The organism is Chitinophaga silvatica, assembly GCF_003419895.1.
GTDB lineage: Bacteria > Bacteroidota > Bacteroidia > Chitinophagales > Chitinophagaceae > Chitinophaga > Chitinophaga silvatica.
On record NZ_QPMM01000019.1, the window covers coordinates 71,156 to 89,020 of the forward strand.

The following is a 17,865-nucleotide window of genomic DNA, read 5'->3' on the forward strand; positions in this document are numbered from 1 at the left end:
GAAAACAGGACCAATACAAATATTTTATAATAAAATGGGATAAGCTGAGTATCTTGCAGTCTATTAACTCCCTGACACTATGAAAAAAAATGTCCTGGCCTTATCCTTGCAAATCATTTTCGTATTCCTTTTATCGTCCTGTGCAAAAGAGATTGTTAGTGATTATCCTTTAAGTTTAAATCCTGGTCCAAATGGTACTACCACCACTCCCAATCAGCCTGCCGACTCGAAGTACGAGTTTGTAGCAGTGAATGGTGCCTGTTCCAATGCTACTGTCGAAGGGATTTTTACTGAAGGGAAAGCAGTAACTGAAACTAACTTCTTACTTGTAACCGTTTACGTTACCAAAACTGGCCCCTGGAGTATGACTACCCCTGTTGCCAATGGAGTTAGCTTTTCCGGACAAGGAACATTTACTGCCACTGGCCTTCAATCAATTAAACTCCCAGCTACCGGAACTCCGGTTAAACCTCAGGTAACTACCGTTGCGATGACTGCTTCCAACGGTAACTGCAGTGTTAATTTTACGGTTGAAGACAGCGCCCCCACTAACATCGCTGACGACTTCCACTTCAAATTTATTATTGATGGCAAAACCTATGAGCAGTTAGCGACTAACACTTCAGGATATACCTGCGGGGCTAGTTCCAACTCTACTACCGTAGGAGTATTTTCATCCGCCATCTACAATACAGCGAATCCTTTTGGCGATAAAACAAAAGTCTTCATGGTGGATATCGGATTAATGCCAAATGCTCAAACTGCCTCCACTGATCAGTTTAAGAGTTTCTTTACCACCACTAATCATCCTATAGCGGAAAGTGCTGCTGCTACTACCGGAGTAATAATTACAATGAGTGATGTTGACAATACAATCTGGACATCAGCAACCGCTCAAAGTAATACATCCTTTAAAGTACTGAGTGCCGAACCACTGAATTTAACAGGTATCTACTACCTGAAAGTGAAAATGATATTTACCTGTAAGTTTGTGAATTTAGGAACAGGTGCAGTGAAAGAGGTAAAAAATGGCGAAGCTACCATGCTATTTGTTAAACCATAATTAATTAAATATATTTACGTCTGTTCTGAAATGTTTCAGAACAGACGTTTTTTTTTACCTATATTCTTTAAATTTTTTTAACCCGCATTGTGCAGTTACCTATTTGAGGAAATGGAAACCTATGCAATACAAATTTTCCTGTCTTAAGTAGTTATCAAATTCTTGTCGCCTCGGAATTACGTATAAAAACAAATGATGAAGGACTAGATATGCTTTTGGATTATTACCATAATAATAATTCAAATAAAAGTGCTTTAATGAGGATAGTTAATACAAGTCTTAATACTACTGTAACTGAAGATGGAAAGAATGCCTCTGATCAATATAAACAAGATTATGAAAAACAAAAGAAGAAGGTCCACTTATAGATGATAATAAAATAATATATCACTAAAAAATTGACAAATGTTTAGAGGAATTTTATTATTGTATTTGCTTGTATTAAATATAGTGGCTGATGGTCAGGAAATTAATATTTTTGATCACATTGATAATAAAAACATATCCTATGAAATCAAATGGATTGGTTCAAAGTTTAAAAATGGAACATGGATAGGGCCTTCGTTTCTTGTGCGTGTAGACAAACAGAAAGGAGACTCTATTCTCATTGCGAGGATGACTCCTGAGGCTTGGATTACAGCACTAAATAATCCGAATACCGACTGGGCTGCAAATTTATTACTATATGAGTTAAATAAAAAGAGTGCTATTGTCTTTATCCGTTCCGATCAAGAGCAATGGCAAAAAAAACTTAAAGATTCCGATTTAAATTATTGGGAACATAAACTTTTAATATCAAACAATAAATTGTAATAAATAAACTTGGAGCCCAACACCACTTGGCTTTTTTCTGCTTAGTATTAATTTTGAATAGCAATTTGCATATATGCGGATCAAGTAATTAGTAAATAACTACAAATGCAAAAGAGTAATGAAAGGTTGAATATAAATTGACACTGTTAATAATTGGGAATATATGTATTACAATGAAAATATTTCACCTCCAATATTAACGTTACCAAAACACAATCCGACAGTATTTTGAAAATTTGGGGGTTGAAAGATTAATAACACATTGGAAAGGGCCTGGGTATGCAAGGCCCCTTTCAAGAACCAATCGTGGATATCTGTTTTCATTATGAATTATTATACTTACAAAATCCTCCCTTTCATTAATGACAAGCCTGGATTTTCAATGTTTGATTTCACATACAAGGAGGAAAAATATGAAGAAGCCCGCAAATATTTAGACTCTTTATGAAGCTAATGAAATGATTAACGGGCTCAAATCCAGGAAGGTTTTATTTAGTAAAATAAGACCAGATGAAATGGTGAACGATTCATTAATTTTCACCCGATTTGAAAAAAGAACATCAGAATAAACCAAGAGATTATGTTACATAATGAAGTGACATTTTACCATTTAATCCGATTAGAGAAGCGGGAATTAAGCTTTAAGTATTCAGGTATCAATTTTTATACTTGCGTCCAAGACAAAAGAGATTGTGGAAGATATGAATGATACATGCGGATAAATAATCTATCTTATTCTCAAAAATATTCACCCACAAAATTCATAGAGGCTTAGTATTTTTGAGAGTAATGTATTTCCAGTTTCTAATTTTGATAGCTTTAGCTATAGAGCTAGTGATCACCGTTGAAATATGAGAAGATATTGTTTTGATGTCTTCCTCAAAAATGGAATTGAATATCTATTTTTGTGATATCAAATCAGATGAGAAGGCAAGAGAAATTGTGAAATATCCTAATAGTGCTTTTTGGTAATAGTTATCTATAAAAAAAGTACAAGCCACCAAATTATCTAAAATCGTAATTTTTTATATTGAAGCAGATTTGGGAAAACCTTAAATATCCACTATACCTAATCTTGGTAGTAATTTTCATTTTTTCTAAGGAACGAATATTCAATTTAGTATTTCCTCCAGGAAAGAAATATGGTGTTGCTTTTAATGCCGAAAGAAAACGTTTAGGTATCGATACCTTACCGGCAACATGGACAACAAAGGATAAATATAAAACATCGAAGATTTGGTATCCTCCGAACAGACAAGACAGTGGAAGCTTTAGAAATTCTAAAATGGTAATAATACAATCTGGTGAAATTATTTATGAAGGAGATACCTATAAACGTATTATAGATAGAAAGGCTGAATTGTTATCAGTTCAATGTAAATTTGACACTGTTAATAATTGGGAATATATGTATTACAATGAAAATATTTCACCCTCCAATATTAACGTTACCAAAACACAATCCGACAGTATTTTGAAAATTTGGGGGTTGAAAGATTAATAACACATTGGAAAGGGCCTGGGTATGCAAGGCCCCTTTCAAGAACCAATCGTGGATATCTGTTTTCATTATGAATTATTATACTTACAAAATCCTCCCTTTCATTAATGACAAGCCTGGATTTTCAATGTTTGATTTCACATACAAGGAGGAAAAATATGAAGAAGCCCGCAAATATTTAGACTCTTTATGAAGCTAATGAAATGATTAACGGGCTCAAATCCAGGAAGGTTTTATTTAGTAAAATAAGACCAGATGAAATGGTGAACGATTCATTAATTTTCACCCGATTTGAAAAAAGAACATCAGAATAAACCAAGAGATTATGTTACATAATGAAGTGACATTTTACCATTTAATCCGATTAGAGAAGCGGGAATTAAGCTTTAAGTATTCAGGTATCAATTTTTATACTTGCGTCCAAGACAAAAGAGATTGTGGAAGATATGAATGATACATGCGGATAAATAATCTATCTTATTCTCAAAAATATTCACCCACAAAATTCATAGAGGCTTAGTATTTTTGAGAGTAATGTATTTCCAGTTTCTAATTTTGATAGCTTTAGCTATAGAGCTAGTGATCACCGTTGAAATATGAGAAGATATTGTTTTGATGTCTTCCTCAAAAATGGAATTGAATATCTATTTTTGTGATATCAAATCAGATGAGAAGGCAAGAGAAATTGTGAAATATCCTAATAGTGCTTTTTGGTAATAGTTATCTATAAAAAAAGTACAAGCCACCAAATTATCTAAAATCGTAATTTTTTATATTGAAGCAGATTTGGGAAAACCTTAAATATCCACTATACCTAATCTTGGTAGTAATTTTCATTTTTTCTAAGGAACGAATATTCAATTTAGTATTTCCTCCAGGAAAGAAATATGGTGTTGCTTTTAATGCCGAAAGAAAACGTTTAGGTATCGATACCTTACCGGCAACATGGACAACAAAGGATAAATATAAAACATCGAAGATTTGGTATCCTCCGAACAGACAAGATAGTGGAAGCTTTAGAGATGATAAAATGATAAACATAAATTCGGGTAAAATTATCTATGAAGGAGATACATACAAACATATCGTTAATGGACAGGTCGAATTATTAACAATTGAGTTTAAATACGAAACGAGTAAATGGGGATACAAATATTACAATGAAACAAATGCAACTTCCATAGTAAATCTTACCAAAATACAATCCGACAGTATTTTACAAAGTTGGGGGTTGAAACATTAGGCAGTAGAAGAACAAATTTTCTTAGCAAAATAGTTTTCTAAAAATTTGAAAGCTGTCTGGTAACACTTTCTTAATCAATATAAAACAAGATTATATAGATAAGCTCATTGATTATACAGCAAAGGAAGTACACTTTTACCCTTTAATCCGACTGGAAAACCAGAAATTAAGTTTCAACAGCTCCGGCATTAATTTTTATAGTATTATCTTATTATTTCTTGCTGCTATAAGCATTGTTTTGATGATTAACTACAATTTCATTATAGGTTTTCTTTTATTGACCTTTATGATTTATGTAATGTGGGAATATCTGGAGATAGCTAATATTTTTGAAATAGACATCGAGAATAATCAGTCAACACTCGAAAGGAGAAATCCATTGAGAATGCTACTCTTCAACCTGAATAAAGAATAGCATTTTCAACCTCTGATATTGCCAACTTTAGCTACCGGTCTACAGATCATAAAATTGGTATGAAAAGATATCGTTTTTATGTCTTTCTCAAGAATGGAAACAAATATTTATTTTCAGATATTGATTCAGAAGCGCAGGCAAGAGAGATTCGAAATATTTGAATAATGCAATTAGATAAAATTATATTATTCAAAAGTGCTAAGTCAGCCGGCTTAGTACTTTTGAATAATATATATAACAAGATATGCGAAGAGAACCATTAGACCAACTAAAAGAGTTCATTACTAAAGAAAGTATCTCTTTCCCTGAGATTCAATTTGACGGCAGGAAAGTACAATTTACAACCTCTGGATTAAATTCCAATAGCTTCTGGATGCTCTTTGGAATTGGACTTAGCATTGCTTTAATGATAAAATATATCCTGCTAGTAGGTCTTATTTTATTTGGATTTGGATTCTATGGATTATGGTATGATTTAGAAGTAGCTAATAATTTCGTTATAGATTTTGATAGTAAACATTGTGTTCTTCACCGAAAAAATCCATTTAGGGTACTCTTTTTTTTCATGAGAAAGGAAATTACATTTCCAATTTCTGATATTGCCAGCTTTAGTTACAGATCTAGTCGTCACAGTAGTGATATGAGAAGATATCGTTTTTATGTCTTCCTCAAAGATGGAACTGAATATCTATTTTCAGATATTAAATCAGAAGACCATGCAAGAGAAATTGTGAAATATTTGAATAATGCTATTTGGCAAAAATTATCTTTTTAAAATTACAAATCCAGCAATATCTATGGTGGATTTGTAATTCTTAACAAAAATTGTAACCTCTAAAATTAAATTTCAGATCATCCATAAAAAAAATAATTTTGACTAAAAATGGAAGCCAACGAATTCATGTGAAACCATGATACAACCGCATTATGAAAAGAATATACCTGAGGAAGATTGCGAAATTTATTGAATATGGGAAGGTTTCATCTCCTAAAGTCAAATTAGATAATGAGAGATTAATCATCAATTCCAAGGCATTTAGTATTGAAAAAATTGTGTTACTAACGCTGATAACCCCGGGAATTTTGATGATAATAGAAAATATTATTCTGGGTCTGATTTATGCTCTCGTTTTAATTTACGCTTATACGACTTTGTTTGAAGCTGCTAAGACTTTTGAAATAGATTTTATCAATAAGCAATCGACATTAAAGAGTAAAAATCCTTTTAGATTCCTATTATTTTTTCTATATAAAGATATTGTATTCCCCATTTCTGAGATTGCCGGTTTTAGATTTGAATCTAATAACGCTTCAAAGGGATTTATGATAAGATATAATTATTATGTTATTCTAAAAAATGGTAAGCAATACATCTTTGCAGAATCTAAGCACAGACAGGAGGCTAAAGTAATTGTAGATTTATTAAACAAGGCAACCTGGTAGAATAAAGTACTTAATAATATAAGGGGCCAGGACAAACCTGGCCCCTTTCTGTTTAGGGTTAATCGTGAATAGCTGTTTTCATAATGGTTTATTGCACTTACAAAATTTCTTACTGCACATAGAAGACAACAAACTTGTGATTTAGGGTAAATCGTTCCCTAAAAGACAGGTTGACTATTCCCGATTGCAATCAGATCTATATTATAGGTAGCTTTAACAAAATCTGCTACCATTTTTATTTTTTTCCTGATCTTACCTGATGTATCTACATTAGATTTCAGAATACCAGCTTCCAGTTCAGCAGTTGTATTGGCTGTAATAAGTTCCACAAAACAAGCAAAATCAAGACTTACATCCTCAGTTGTTGGAGAAGCTTCCAACAGACCTAATGAATGAAGATTATCCAGATCGTATGAGAATATAAGTGTAGGATACATTGCCCTAAAGGCAGTAGGAATTTGTAACTTATTATTCAGGTATAAACTATAGAAATAATATCTGTGCATACTACCGATATACTTTTTGAGGGTGGCAGCAGATGCAGTATCCATGCTTTGATTAGCAAATCCAATTGCCAGCATTCGTTGAGTAGATCTGGATTCGCCATCAACTGGTATCCAGTTTCCTACTTTATCCAGCTTTGATATTCCTGACGAAAGCAGGATCGATATTGGTATAGTTTTCTTTATTACGGAATCGGGATAATAACCCAGGCAATTCTTCTTAAAGAATGAAAATGCTTTGCCTACATACTTTGGATCACCCAAGGCAGCAGTATCTGTTAATCTTAAGGTATATCCGCCTACAAAATCGCCATTCGTGAATTTATATACGGCGTATGTAGCATACTGTTTATAAAACGCTACTATAGAATCGTCGTAAGGTTGGTTCCCCTGTGGTAATTCAAATAGATTCCCGAATTTAAGTGCTTCTACTTTTTCATTCTTTTTACAGGCAGCAACTAACAGGAAAGCTCCAAAGAGAAAAATATATTTTTTAAAGTATTTAGCCATGAATTAATGATTTAAAGTGATCAATCGGGCTTTCTCAGCGTTGTAATCTGTTTGTTTTGTACAAGTCCGGGATTCCGTTGTAACGCATCTGGCGGAATTGGCAAGGTATATTGAGGATCGTGTTTCTTTAAGGTAAAAATCTGATTTTCACCCGGAGCCGGAGTATAGATATGCTTGATCTCTGGCATACCATATCTGCGCAAATCGAACCAACGATGACCTTCTTCCATTGTAAACTCCCTGCGTCTTTCATCTCTGCATTGTTGAAGCAGCTTGTCGCCGCTTACAAGTGTCCATGGTTTGTATGTACCTGTCAGGTATCGGTTTACCCTTAATTTATTCAGATCATCGAGGGCCGCTTGTGCTTTGGAAACATCACCCGTTATACGATACAACTGAATATTTGCTTCTGCCCTGTTTAAATATGCTTCTGAAGTTCTCCATGTCAGACCATTTGAGTTATCGACCTGCCATTTATTGTCCATTAAATCGGATGGGAAAAGAAACTTAAGAAAATCAGGAGTACGATCACAATAAAACCCTGCTACCCTAAGATCGTCGTCTTCAAAACTTCTGTTCAGATCATCAGATAAGGATACAACTCTATTGATGTTATCAAAATAATTCTTTGAATCCCCGTACCAGAATAAACACTCAATATTACTTGTTGAAATAATAGAATTAGTATTACTATTAAGATCGAGGATATCGGGATGCACTTCTATCACTTTAGAAGCATTTTCCACAACCTTAGTCCAATCTTCCATATAAAGGTATACCCGGCTGGCCAGCAGATGAGCACTGGAACGGTCTATAATTCTCGGAGAAAAATTGCGACGCTCTCTTTCCAGCAAAGTAATTGCACTGTCGAGATCCTGAGTTATCTGGTTGTATACTTCCTTCACAGTATTACGCGCCATTGGTTTTTCGGTCACATTTGCATCCAGTCTTATTGGTACGCCTAAAGATTTATCGGGAGTAGTTGTAGAATCGTTATACGGATTACCGTAAGTATTTACCAGTATAAAGTGATTAAAAGCTCTTAATGCATATGCCTGCCCCTTATACCAGTCTTTTTCTGATTGAGATCCTATAGACCCATCCAAATATTGCAGCGCAATATTTGAACCTAATATACATTTGTAAGCCGTTTTCCAGGTATTGAAACGGTCTATAGACAAGCTCCCTGATTGCTGGCAAAGTGTAATAAAATCTGCCTGCCATTGGAAAACCGGGTAATCTGCCAGCGCAGTAGGAGTTGGTGGATATGTTGTACTACTAAAATACTGAATATCATCACTCAACAACATCGTCTCTATAAACATATAATTATCTGTCGAGAGATATCCCTGTCCGGCTAGCAGATCTCCAAAATCTGAAGTTCTTTTAGGGATAATTTCTGTTTTTGATTGTTCTTCCAGAAATTTCTTACAGGAGCAGAAGAAAGTAGTAATAACTATCAACAGCAATATATTTCTTTTCATGTTTTCTGACTTTAAGACTTTAGAAAGTTAAATTCACACTACCTGTATACATTGGAGTAATTGGCAATGCAGCAGATCCGGCTCCGTCTATTTCGGGGTCTTGTCCTTTAAGTTTACGTGATGCTATCGTAAGGGGATTGGCTACAGATAAACCCAGGTTCAGCGATTTTAATTTTAACCTCTGAATCATTGCGCTTGGTACGGTGTAGCTGGCAGAAATATTTGTACATTTCAGAAAACTACCGCTTACTACCCTACTATCGGCATAATCGTAAATACTATATACATCGATACGTTCCCTAACTCCATTCTGGTCTAACACCGGCAGATAAACATAAGGTGCAGTTCCACCTCTAAAGGTTTTAAGTGCAGGGATATCTGTAAACTGCTCATCTCCTGGTTTTCTCCATCTGTTAGCCATGTCTTTGTTCACATTCACTTCACTGATTGGCATATAAGTTCCAAATAGTCCATTATTGGAGTACAAATAATTTAGCCTGATATGATTTCCAAAATGATAGACAAACATCGCGCTAACTGCAAAACTCTTATAAGAGAAATCAAGGGAGAAACCTCCCTGCAACTTAGGCAGCTTTTGTCCGGAATACACTAAATATGAGGTAATAGGGAGCAATTCTTTTGAACTTTCCTGCATATCATAAACCCCATCTTTTACAGTTGGCAAGCCCTCCTTATCCAATCCGGTGTATGGATAGGAATAGAACGATCCGATAGATTTTCCGCCAACATTCGCATTACCAGCCAGGTAGTTACCCCTTGCATTTCGCATGGTTGTATCTACGATCATATTTTTATTCCAGCTATTTGTGAAGTTAATAGCCAATCTGATATCCCGTGTTTTTACCGGCACTACACCAATTCTCAATTCAGCTCCGGTATTATTCATTCTTCCAATATTCAAAAATGTATTGGTAACACCATTTTCATAGGCAACATCGTGCGTCACTACCAGGTCTTTACCCAGTTTCTTATATAAGTTGAAATCTGCATTAATCCTTCCATCAATAAAACCAACAAATAAACCTGCGTTATACTGATGAGTTTTTTCCCATCTGAGATCTGGATATGGTAAACTTTTTAACTGAACATTTGGTCTGTCATAAATATTGATCAATGGATTACTACCACTTGCATATGTAGCAATCAGTTCAGGTCCAACTGATGAAATTACATTTCCCTGAATACCATATGAAGCATTTAAACGCAAATCACTTATTAATTTACTGTCGCGCAGCCAGGCTTCGTTCTTGGCTAGCCAACTGAAACCAAAACCATAGTTAGGGGAGAATTTCTGGTTAGAATACTGTCCGAAACGATTAGAGGCATCTGAGCGGACGTTTGCACTAATGGTGTATAAATTATTAATGTTATAGCCGGTTGCAAAATAAACTCCGAGGGCATTTTCTTTCAAATCTGTAAGCCCGGTTTTTCCATAAACGAAATTACCCATTTCAGTAGGAAAGAATTGCATTCCTCTATCCGGGTAAAATCCGGATTTTTGTTCCTGTGCTCCTTTTGTTGTTCTCGCATTGGTTTCAAGACCAAGGTTGAAATATACCTGATCTTTACTCTGTCTTAGAGATCTTGTATACGCCAGGGTAGTAACGTTTTGAAGAAACAAACTATTTGCATAATTTACTGCACCCAATCCCCCGTTCGGAATAGAAGTCTGCTTTTTTAAACTCTCCGGATAAATTTCTCCGAGGTTCCAGCCCCTGATTCCTGTTATATAATAGCTTTGATCGGTAGCATAACTATAGGAATTGAATGCATCAACTGAAAAACTTGTCTGATGATCCAATCTCCATCCCTTACCTATATTATATGAAGCTTGTACACTGGTAGAAATAGAATGGCCATTATTTTCCAGGTAGTTATTATCCAGGTCTTTAAGATAGTTAAACCTGAGTGGCTCGGTTACAGCAGGAAAGACGCTGTATGCCTTTGGATAAGATTGATATGGATCAAGCGTTCTGCTGGTTCTGTATGCATAGTTAAAAGCATTTTCGATCTGATCTGCATATCCAAGTTTTTTAGAAAGGTTGCCTCCGAAATTAACATCTACCCTTAGGCGTTTACCAAACATGGTACCTACCTTGCCACTGAAAGTATATCTCTGATTCTCATCAAGTTTAGCTGTACCCAGGTCTTTAAGGTATCCAAGGCTTATATAATAATTAGTAGTTCCATTTCCTCCGCTAAAAGAAAGATTCTGAGAGGTGCTCAAAGCATTTCGAAATAATAGTTTAAACCAATCCGTATTCCTGGATGATAAGACTTCAGCCTGACGATTAAAATCTTCTTCAGTTATTTGCTTTGCATAAAGTTGACCAAGCAAATATTCATAAGAACCTGGTATTTTTAATGCATTAGTCTGGCCAATAGGAACACCATCAGCCACCATATCTTTTGAAAACTGAATTCTTTCAGCAGAGTTCATCAGGTTATAATCACTATATCTTGGAGCACGTTTGGTAGTAACAGAAGTATTATAAGTAACCTCAACCGGGCCCGGTTTACCTCTTTTGGTGGTGATCACAATAACTCCGTTGGCGGCACGCACACCATAAATAGATGTGGCAGCTGCATCGCGTAGCACTGTAATACTTTCAATATCATAAGGATTTACTCCGGAAATTGCATTTCCCATCAGGGAATAATTACCTCCGAGAAAACCACTTAGGTTTGCTGCATTTATATTTACCGGCTCCTGTTTTATCATACCATCTACTACCCATAGTGGAGCAGCATTTCCCATAAATGTGCTGGTACCTCTCAATCTCATGGTTGGTGCAGCATTTACACTACCTGAATTATTAATGATCATCAACCCGGGAACTTTACCTTGCAGCATTTTATCTACTGTTGGTACGCCCGGTTGCATGATTTCAGCCGCATTGATCTTAAAATAAGCGCCTGTTGCTAATCTGGGTTCAATTCTCTGATAGCCATTCACCAAAACTTCCTGAACCTGCATAGGAGCAGCCTCCATGGTTACCTTCAAAAATGATTCAGATTGTGAGGGTTTTATAAAAACAGATTTCATTCCTATCTGCGAAAACTTCATAGTCTCCCCTTCTTCAACCAAAAGAGAGAATAATCCGTCACTTCCTGTCATCGTACCTTGCCTGGAAGTTTGCGCCTGCACACCAACTCCCGGTATTGGTTCACCATCGGAATTTACTACTCGTCCGTTGATTATATACCCAAGCTTATTGACGTTTACAGGAGTTTCCGGATTATATTTTGGCATAATCATTATGCCTCCGAAGTTTTCCGCAAATTCAAGCTCTGAACCTAGTATCTTCTTTAAAACCTGTTCTAAGGTTTCATCTTTAACATCTATAGTAACAGGTGGCTGGCGTCTGATCAGATCTTCGTTGTAGGTAAACCTTACTTTAGTAATGACCCTGATATCCTTCAGTGCAAATAACAAAGGCTTCTTATTTGCTTTATAGGAAACTTTTGTATCAAGCACAATTTTCTGAGCATAAATTGGTCCGGCTGCCATTAATAACCCGAATACGAGCAATAAAAAAAAGGCATAGGAGTGCCAGGCCCCTTTGCAGGGCGGAATTAATTTTCGTTTCATTGGTTGATTATTTAATACTAAAGGCCATCAGTTGACAATCCTCTTTGAATGGTTGATGCTATTTTTTATCAATGTATACAACTCTATTTTTTACTGTAAAGGTTATATTCCCGGAAATACGGCTAATCTGGTCTAATAATAACTGTAATGAAGTTGGATGTGGTATCTCCAATCTAAATTGAGCATCCATCAACTCCTTATCATTAAATACAAAATCGTAGTCATAATCTCTGCTAAGCACCTTGGTAATAGATAATAAACTACTATGTTCAAAGTAAACTATACCTTCCTGCCAGGCTGTATATAAAGGCGTCTCAACTTTAGTTATTTCTTCTTTCCTATCCGTTATATCATACAAATGCTGCTCTCCGGGCTTTAATACTGTTAGTTTACCTGGAGTAGCTACCTGAACTTTACCATTTACCAACGTAGTATAAATTGTTTGATCATATGCGTTTACATTAAACGCAGTGCCCAATACCTTAACATTTATACCTGCAGTCTGAACGATAAACGGACTGTTTTCATTTCCATTTACTTCAAAATACCCTTCTCCTGTAAGTGTTACAGATCTTGTGTTTCCATTGAAAGAAGAAGGAAAAATCAGACTGGAAGCTGCATTTAATGTAACCTTAGTACCATCAGAAAGCTCCAGAGAAACCTTATTTCCCCGGGGTACTATCAGTGTATCCACTCTTACGGTTGTATTTGATGCATTATTTGCAGCATAAACCACTGCATTATTTGTAGCCTTTATATCTACAATTCCCTGCTTTTCTGTTTCAGCGCTATCACATAAAACCAGAACCTTACCATTAGCCAAACGGATTTCCGCTTTATGTGAAGGGGTATAATTCGCCAGCTGTGGAGTTTGAGTTTTTTTGGTGGTAAAAAGCCATACTGTTATTGAGGAAGTAAGCAGCAATAAAATAGCGGCAGCCATTTTCCAATAGCTGAAAATAGTCCTATGAACCTTCGGTCTGTTCTGAAATCGTTTCCATCCTTCTTCTACAGGGAACCTTGCCAACAGTTGTTCCTCTTTAATCCGAAGCTTTAATTCAACGGCTACTCTTAATTGTTCACGTTCTTCTTCAGTTAAATTCATGATATCTTCCCCGGATAGGTCACCATCCGAGAGTGCTAAAAGCTTATCCCAATCAATATTTTTATCTGCGTGTTCCATTCAGATTACTTGTTATAGACAATCCAGGTTTTTAAAAGGGTGAATGAAAATCCTGATCAGGGCAAAAAATTTATAAAAATTAAAATTTTTATGACCCAATCACATTCCTTACGTAAAAACTGATAAGCCAGCTTAATCTGTGTTTTTACAGTATTTATTGAAATCCCCAGCTTGTCGGCAATATCCTTGTATTTTAACTCATCTTTATTGCTCATTAAAAAAATACGTTGCCGCTGTTCCGGCAAACGCGAAATGGCCGCCCAAAGGGCAGCATTCTTACTTTCATCTGGTTGATAATCCTCGTCGGGAATTTGTTCGGCTCTTACCACTATCGTCTCTGGCGGCTCAAAATCTATCCGGCCTGCTTTCTTAATGTAATTCAGTGAAGCATTCCTTACTGATCTGGATGCATAACTGGCAAAATTGGCAATAGACAGCGCATTGCGCTTATTCCAACAATAAAGGAAGAAATCCTGTACAATGTCTTTTGCAGTTTCTTCATCGCCCACTACATAATAAGCAGTAACACATAGATTGGAATAGTGTAACCTGAACAATTCTTCAAAATTCTCCGACCTATTAATGTCTGGTTGAAACATAGGTCCGTTTGTACTGCTATAAAATAATCCCCTAAAAACAGCTGTATATTAATCTTTCTAAAAAATAAAATCAAAAAATTGCTTAAAAACTAGTGACCAGACCATTCAAATGACCAATATTTGATAATTCAAGTTACTTTACTATCTGCCAATTCCGTTCATTCTCTATTTAGACAATCAGAATTTTAAAAAGGGTGAATCCCAAAAATAAAAAGAGATTTCTTATTCAGAAATCTCTTTTCAGGGCCAACGTGGAATCTTTCAATTATTTTTAAGCAGGCATTGTCCACCGGTATTAATTTAACAAACTATAATACTATATTCACATTAATCGTTTCAATCTAAACAATAATTGTTTGATTCCTTCCTGGTAATCATCAATAATTGATTGAGCAAACTTCTCTTTAAAACTATCTCTCATATCATCTACGTGATCATAAAATCCCTCTATATAACCAATGTAATCCTTAGGATTCCTGGTTTCCGGGATAACAATGTTTAAATCACCCAAAGTAGCCATCGTGGTTTCAACCAAACGATCTGTAGTTTTTAGCAGGGTTTTGATGGCCTGATCAAGTGCAATGTGCGCTGCATAGCTTCCTTTCCCGGTTATACCCCAATGGATCAGCTTAAGACTGCTGTTGAAAGAAAACATATCTCCAAACAGTTGAGAAACTTGCGCCATCTGATTTTTAGTCGCGTCTTTTACTGCAGTTGAACTCATAGTTTAAAGTTTTTATGTTCTATAAATCTACGAATTAATCAGGATTCCAAACGTTACAGACTGCTATTTCTCTGTTGTAAACGCAGCGGCTGGTAAGCCTTCCCTATTTATTAAATTTGCAGTAACCGGATTATCTGCCCATGCATACCTGACATACAATGGTTGCTTTACTTCAGGCGATTGCACTACTATAGTATTATTCTTTATGACTGCCGATGCCCACACAAATCGTTTATCCTTTCCCGATATTGCAAAACCTTTTAACTCACCATCTCTTGCCATCAGTCCACTGCCTGTATTCCTAAACTTCAGAATAATCTGATTTCCAGCAATCCTGCTACTCTCATACAATGGTCCTGATGCTATAATGTTCGGTTCATGATACATTAATTGCTGTGTCATTAACGACAAGCGCTCTCCTACTACTTTTTTATTTGAAGGATGAATATCGTTCCATTCTCCTACATCCATTGCCACTATCATTCCCGTATTCCCAATTTTCAATGCTCTCCGTTGCGCTTCCCTGATTCGTGCCCAATTACTTTCCTGCGGCACTTCACTCGCCTTCATGTAATTGGCCAGTTGCACATAGATAAAGGGAAATTGATCATTGTTTTGCCGCCATTGTTTCCTCCAGCTTTTTATTAATTCGGGAAATAAAGTATCGTAGCTTTCCGGAAATTCATCTGCATTTGATTCTCCCTGATACCAGATCACTCCTTTCATTGTATAAGAAAGCAGAGGATTGATCATTGCATTGAAGAGGCCTGCTGGCAGCCGGTATAATGCCGTTTGTTTTGCTATCTCTGGCACTGCTGACCCGATGTTAAACTTCCAGGTACCGGATAATTGAATTGTATCAGTAGCATTAAATAATTTATAGGGCTTATCTTCATAACTTCCACCCATACCGGTATAATTTATTACTCTTACCGTCAGAATATTTTCTCCTTCCTTTAATACACCCGGTGGGATGGTATATTTCCTGGGGGGATACTGATAACCTGTTGTTCCTACAAATTTACCGTTCAGGAATACGGAATCCCGGTCGACCCAATTCCCTAACCATAAATTAGTTGCTCCGGCAGCCATTTGAGCACTAACTGTAAAATGTTTGCGATACCATGCTACACCATGAAAGTCGTTCTGTTTTTGCTCTTTCCAATAACCAGGCACCTTGATGTGATCCCAATTGCTATCATCCAATGAGGAAGAGTACCAGGGAGTTGCAGCTTGTATGCCAGCATCGGTAGCCCATAAGTGAGTATACCAATTAGCAGCATTAGCACTGTCTGTACGCCTGATACTATCGAGATAACTGCCAGTTTTCAGTTTAGCCAACAATGCCCGTTGTTCATCAAATTTTTCCATGGATTCATCACTTAACCAGGCTTCAACCAAACTTCCACCCTGAGCGGCTTTGATAATGCCTATAGGCACATGGTATTTCTGGTAAATCGATTTCGAGAAAAAATAAGCGACAGCAGATATTTTACGAATAGTAGAAGTATCAATTTTCACCCAATTACCATTCTCAAAATCTTCTAAAGGTTTATTAAAGCTATAGCGCGATGGAACAGCAAAATACCTGATCATTTCATTACTGGCTGTCAGCAGTTCTTCCGGGTAATAATCTTTCAGACGCTCCATTGGCAATTCCATATTCGATTGCCCGGAGGCAATAAATACATCTCCAATCAGGATATTATTCAGGCTTATATTGTTCTTGCCATTAATTGTCATAGTATACGGACCACCAGCCTTTTGAGATGGTAATTTGATCTCCCATCTGCCATTGGTATCAGTGGTTGTTGTATATACATGCTGGTTAAAAGTCAGCGTAACTTTTTCGCCTGCTGATGCCCAACCCCAGATATTAACAGTTGCATCACGCTGTAGCACCATTCCATCACTGATCAGTTTAGGAAGTCTGATCTGCGAAAAAGCAGGAGAGCCGTATAATAATAGCAAAGAGAAAAAGATCCGTCGCATAGGAAAAGTTTCTAAAAACCGATAGAGTTACCACCATCGACCGGCAGAATAACACCGGTAATAAATTTAGCAGCATCTGACGATAAAAACAGGGCAGCTTCAGCCACATCCAGGGGTTGGCCCATATGGCCAATAGGGGTGCGACTGATAGCTTTATGTTTTCTTTCTGGGTCTGAATTTAGTGCTACCGCTGTCATGGCAGTTTCAATAAAACCGGGTGCAATCGCATTTATTCGTATACCCATTGGCGATAGTTCCACTGCCATTGCTCTTGTCATTCCATCAATCGCCGATTTACTGGCGCTATAGGCAATTACGCGGGGCATACCATATTGTGCGGCCATTGAACTGATATTTAACACACTTCCTTTTTTATTGGGAAGCATGTAGCTGATCACTTCTCTGGAGATTGCAAAAACAGCATTTACATTTGTGGTAATGATTTGTTGAAATGCTTCATCCGAAGTTTCCATAAAATCTCTTTTCATATTGATGCCTGCATTATTAACCAGTATATCAATTTGCCCATGTTCTTCCTTTATTTTTTTGATTAATACAGGAATATCAGAGAGTTGATTGAGATCAAATTCGTATGGATAGCATAAGTTACCAAGTTTATTTTTAGCCTGATTTAATTTTTCGGCATCTCTTCCCACGATTATTGTATGAATTCCATCAGCTACAAATCTCTCAGTAATAGCCATTCCTATTCCTGAAGCACCTCCCGTGATGATCGCTACTCGTTTAGTTTGCATTTGCATGTAATGTTCCTGTTTAAT

The 17,865-nt window shown here is 36.3% G+C and carries 15 protein-coding genes; 7 read left to right on the forward strand and 8 right to left on the reverse strand.

Annotated features, from left to right (window positions below; all coding sequences use genetic code 11):
- Window positions 1–79 precede the first annotated feature (79 nt).
- From DVR12_RS26710 to DVR12_RS26735, 7 genes are all read left to right on the forward strand, one after another.
- On the forward strand, window positions 80–1,063 hold the full coding sequence (locus DVR12_RS26710; protein ID WP_116978880.1) for a hypothetical protein: 984 nt from the start codon (window positions 80–82) through the stop codon (window positions 1,061–1,063).
- Window positions 1,064–1,468: 405 nt separating this feature from the next.
- Window positions 1,469–1,876, forward strand: a complete 408-nt coding sequence (locus DVR12_RS26715; protein WP_116978881.1) for a hypothetical protein — start codon at window positions 1,469–1,471, stop codon at window positions 1,874–1,876.
- A 1,030-nt stretch (window positions 1,877–2,906) separates the two neighbouring features.
- On the forward strand, window positions 2,907–3,377 hold the full coding sequence (locus DVR12_RS26720) for a hypothetical protein (RefSeq protein WP_116978882.1): 471 nt from the start codon (window positions 2,907–2,909) through the stop codon (window positions 3,375–3,377).
- 775 nt (window positions 3,378–4,152) lie between these two features.
- Window positions 4,153–4,620, forward strand: a complete 468-nt coding sequence (locus DVR12_RS26725; protein ID WP_116978883.1) for a hypothetical protein — start codon at window positions 4,153–4,155, stop codon at window positions 4,618–4,620.
- A 241-nt stretch (window positions 4,621–4,861) separates the two neighbouring features.
- On the forward strand, window positions 4,862–5,035 hold the full coding sequence (locus DVR12_RS27690; RefSeq protein WP_158563385.1) for a hypothetical protein: 174 nt from the start codon (window positions 4,862–4,864) through the stop codon (window positions 5,033–5,035).
- Between the two features lie 244 nt (window positions 5,036–5,279).
- The gene (locus tag DVR12_RS26730; protein WP_116978884.1) at window positions 5,280–5,810 is read left to right on the forward strand and encodes a hypothetical protein; all 531 of its coding nucleotides are present in this window, start codon (window positions 5,280–5,282) and stop codon (window positions 5,808–5,810) included.
- A gap of 152 nt (window positions 5,811–5,962) precedes the next feature.
- Window positions 5,963–6,478, forward strand: coding sequence for a hypothetical protein (locus DVR12_RS26735; protein WP_116978885.1), 516 nt, complete (start codon window positions 5,963–5,965; stop codon window positions 6,476–6,478).
- 158 nt (window positions 6,479–6,636) lie between these two features.
- On the opposite strand, the gene DVR12_RS26740 is transcribed toward DVR12_RS26735, so the two are convergent.
- The 8 genes from DVR12_RS26740 to DVR12_RS26775 form a co-directional block, all read right to left on the reverse strand.
- Complete coding sequence (locus DVR12_RS26740) at window positions 6,637–7,491, reverse strand: hypothetical protein (protein WP_116978886.1); 855 nt, start codon at window positions 7,489–7,491, stop codon at window positions 6,637–6,639.
- A 20-nt stretch (window positions 7,492–7,511) separates the two neighbouring features.
- Window positions 7,512–8,975 carry a RagB/SusD family nutrient uptake outer membrane protein gene (locus DVR12_RS26745; RefSeq protein ID WP_116978887.1) on the reverse strand — a complete coding sequence of 488 codons (1,464 nt, stop codon included), beginning with the start codon at window positions 8,973–8,975 and terminating at the stop codon, window positions 7,512–7,514.
- 19 nt (window positions 8,976–8,994) lie between these two features.
- Complete coding sequence (locus tag DVR12_RS26750; protein ID WP_116978888.1) at window positions 8,995–12,588, reverse strand: SusC/RagA family TonB-linked outer membrane protein; 3,594 nt, start codon at window positions 12,586–12,588, stop codon at window positions 8,995–8,997.
- A gap of 58 nt (window positions 12,589–12,646) precedes the next feature.
- Window positions 12,647–13,771 carry a FecR family protein gene (locus DVR12_RS26755; RefSeq protein WP_116978889.1) on the reverse strand — a complete coding sequence of 375 codons (1,125 nt, stop codon included), beginning with the start codon at window positions 13,769–13,771 and terminating at the stop codon, window positions 12,647–12,649.
- 56 nt (window positions 13,772–13,827) lie between these two features.
- Window positions 13,828–14,370: an RNA polymerase sigma-70 factor gene (locus DVR12_RS26760; protein WP_116978890.1), complete on the reverse strand. Its 543-nt coding sequence runs from the start codon at window positions 14,368–14,370 to the stop codon at window positions 13,828–13,830.
- A 322-nt stretch (window positions 14,371–14,692) separates the two neighbouring features.
- Window positions 14,693–15,094 carry a DUF5856 family protein gene (locus DVR12_RS26765; RefSeq protein ID WP_116978891.1) on the reverse strand — a complete coding sequence of 134 codons (402 nt, stop codon included), beginning with the start codon at window positions 15,092–15,094 and terminating at the stop codon, window positions 14,693–14,695.
- 63 nt (window positions 15,095–15,157) lie between these two features.
- Window positions 15,158–17,086, reverse strand: coding sequence for a sialate O-acetylesterase (locus tag DVR12_RS26770; protein WP_116978892.1), 1,929 nt, complete (start codon window positions 17,084–17,086; stop codon window positions 15,158–15,160).
- 11 nt (window positions 17,087–17,097) lie between these two features.
- Window positions 17,098–17,841: an SDR family NAD(P)-dependent oxidoreductase gene (locus tag DVR12_RS26775; protein ID WP_199417213.1), complete on the reverse strand. Its 744-nt coding sequence runs from the start codon at window positions 17,839–17,841 to the stop codon at window positions 17,098–17,100.
- Window positions 17,842–17,865 lie beyond the last annotated feature (24 nt).

What these genes read in the sequence shown, in the direction of transcription:
- DVR12_RS27690 (WP_158563385.1), top strand. Translation starts at nt 4,862, where the DNA reads ATGATTAACTACAATTTCATTATAGGTTTTCTTTTATTGACCTTTATG.
- DVR12_RS26740 (WP_116978886.1), bottom strand. Translation starts at nt 7,491, where the DNA reads ATGGCTAAATACTTTAAAAAATATATTTTTCTCTTTGGAGCTTTCCTG.
- DVR12_RS26730 (WP_116978884.1), top strand. Translation starts at nt 5,280, where the DNA reads ATGCGAAGAGAACCATTAGACCAACTAAAAGAGTTCATTACTAAAGAA.
- DVR12_RS26735 (WP_116978885.1), top strand. Translation starts at nt 5,963, where the DNA reads ATGAAAAGAATATACCTGAGGAAGATTGCGAAATTTATTGAATATGGG.
- DVR12_RS26750 (WP_116978888.1), bottom strand. Translation starts at nt 12,588, where the DNA reads ATGAAACGAAAATTAATTCCGCCCTGCAAAGGGGCCTGGCACTCCTAT.
- DVR12_RS26775 (WP_199417213.1), bottom strand. Translation starts at nt 17,841, where the DNA reads ATGCAAACTAAACGAGTAGCGATCATCACGGGAGGTGCTTCAGGAATA.
- DVR12_RS26745 (WP_116978887.1), bottom strand. Translation starts at nt 8,975, where the DNA reads ATGAAAAGAAATATATTGCTGTTGATAGTTATTACTACTTTCTTCTGC.
- DVR12_RS26715 (WP_116978881.1), top strand. Translation starts at nt 1,469, where the DNA reads ATGTTTAGAGGAATTTTATTATTGTATTTGCTTGTATTAAATATAGTG.
- DVR12_RS26755 (WP_116978889.1), bottom strand. Translation starts at nt 13,771, where the DNA reads ATGGAACACGCAGATAAAAATATTGATTGGGATAAGCTTTTAGCACTC.
- DVR12_RS26770 (WP_116978892.1), bottom strand. Translation starts at nt 17,086, where the DNA reads ATGCGACGGATCTTTTTCTCTTTGCTATTATTATACGGCTCTCCTGCT.
- DVR12_RS26710 (WP_116978880.1), top strand. Translation starts at nt 80, where the DNA reads ATGAAAAAAAATGTCCTGGCCTTATCCTTGCAAATCATTTTCGTATTC.
- DVR12_RS26760 (WP_116978890.1), bottom strand. Translation starts at nt 14,370, where the DNA reads ATGTTTCAACCAGACATTAATAGGTCGGAGAATTTTGAAGAATTGTTC.
- DVR12_RS26765 (WP_116978891.1), bottom strand. Translation starts at nt 15,094, where the DNA reads ATGAGTTCAACTGCAGTAAAAGACGCGACTAAAAATCAGATGGCGCAA.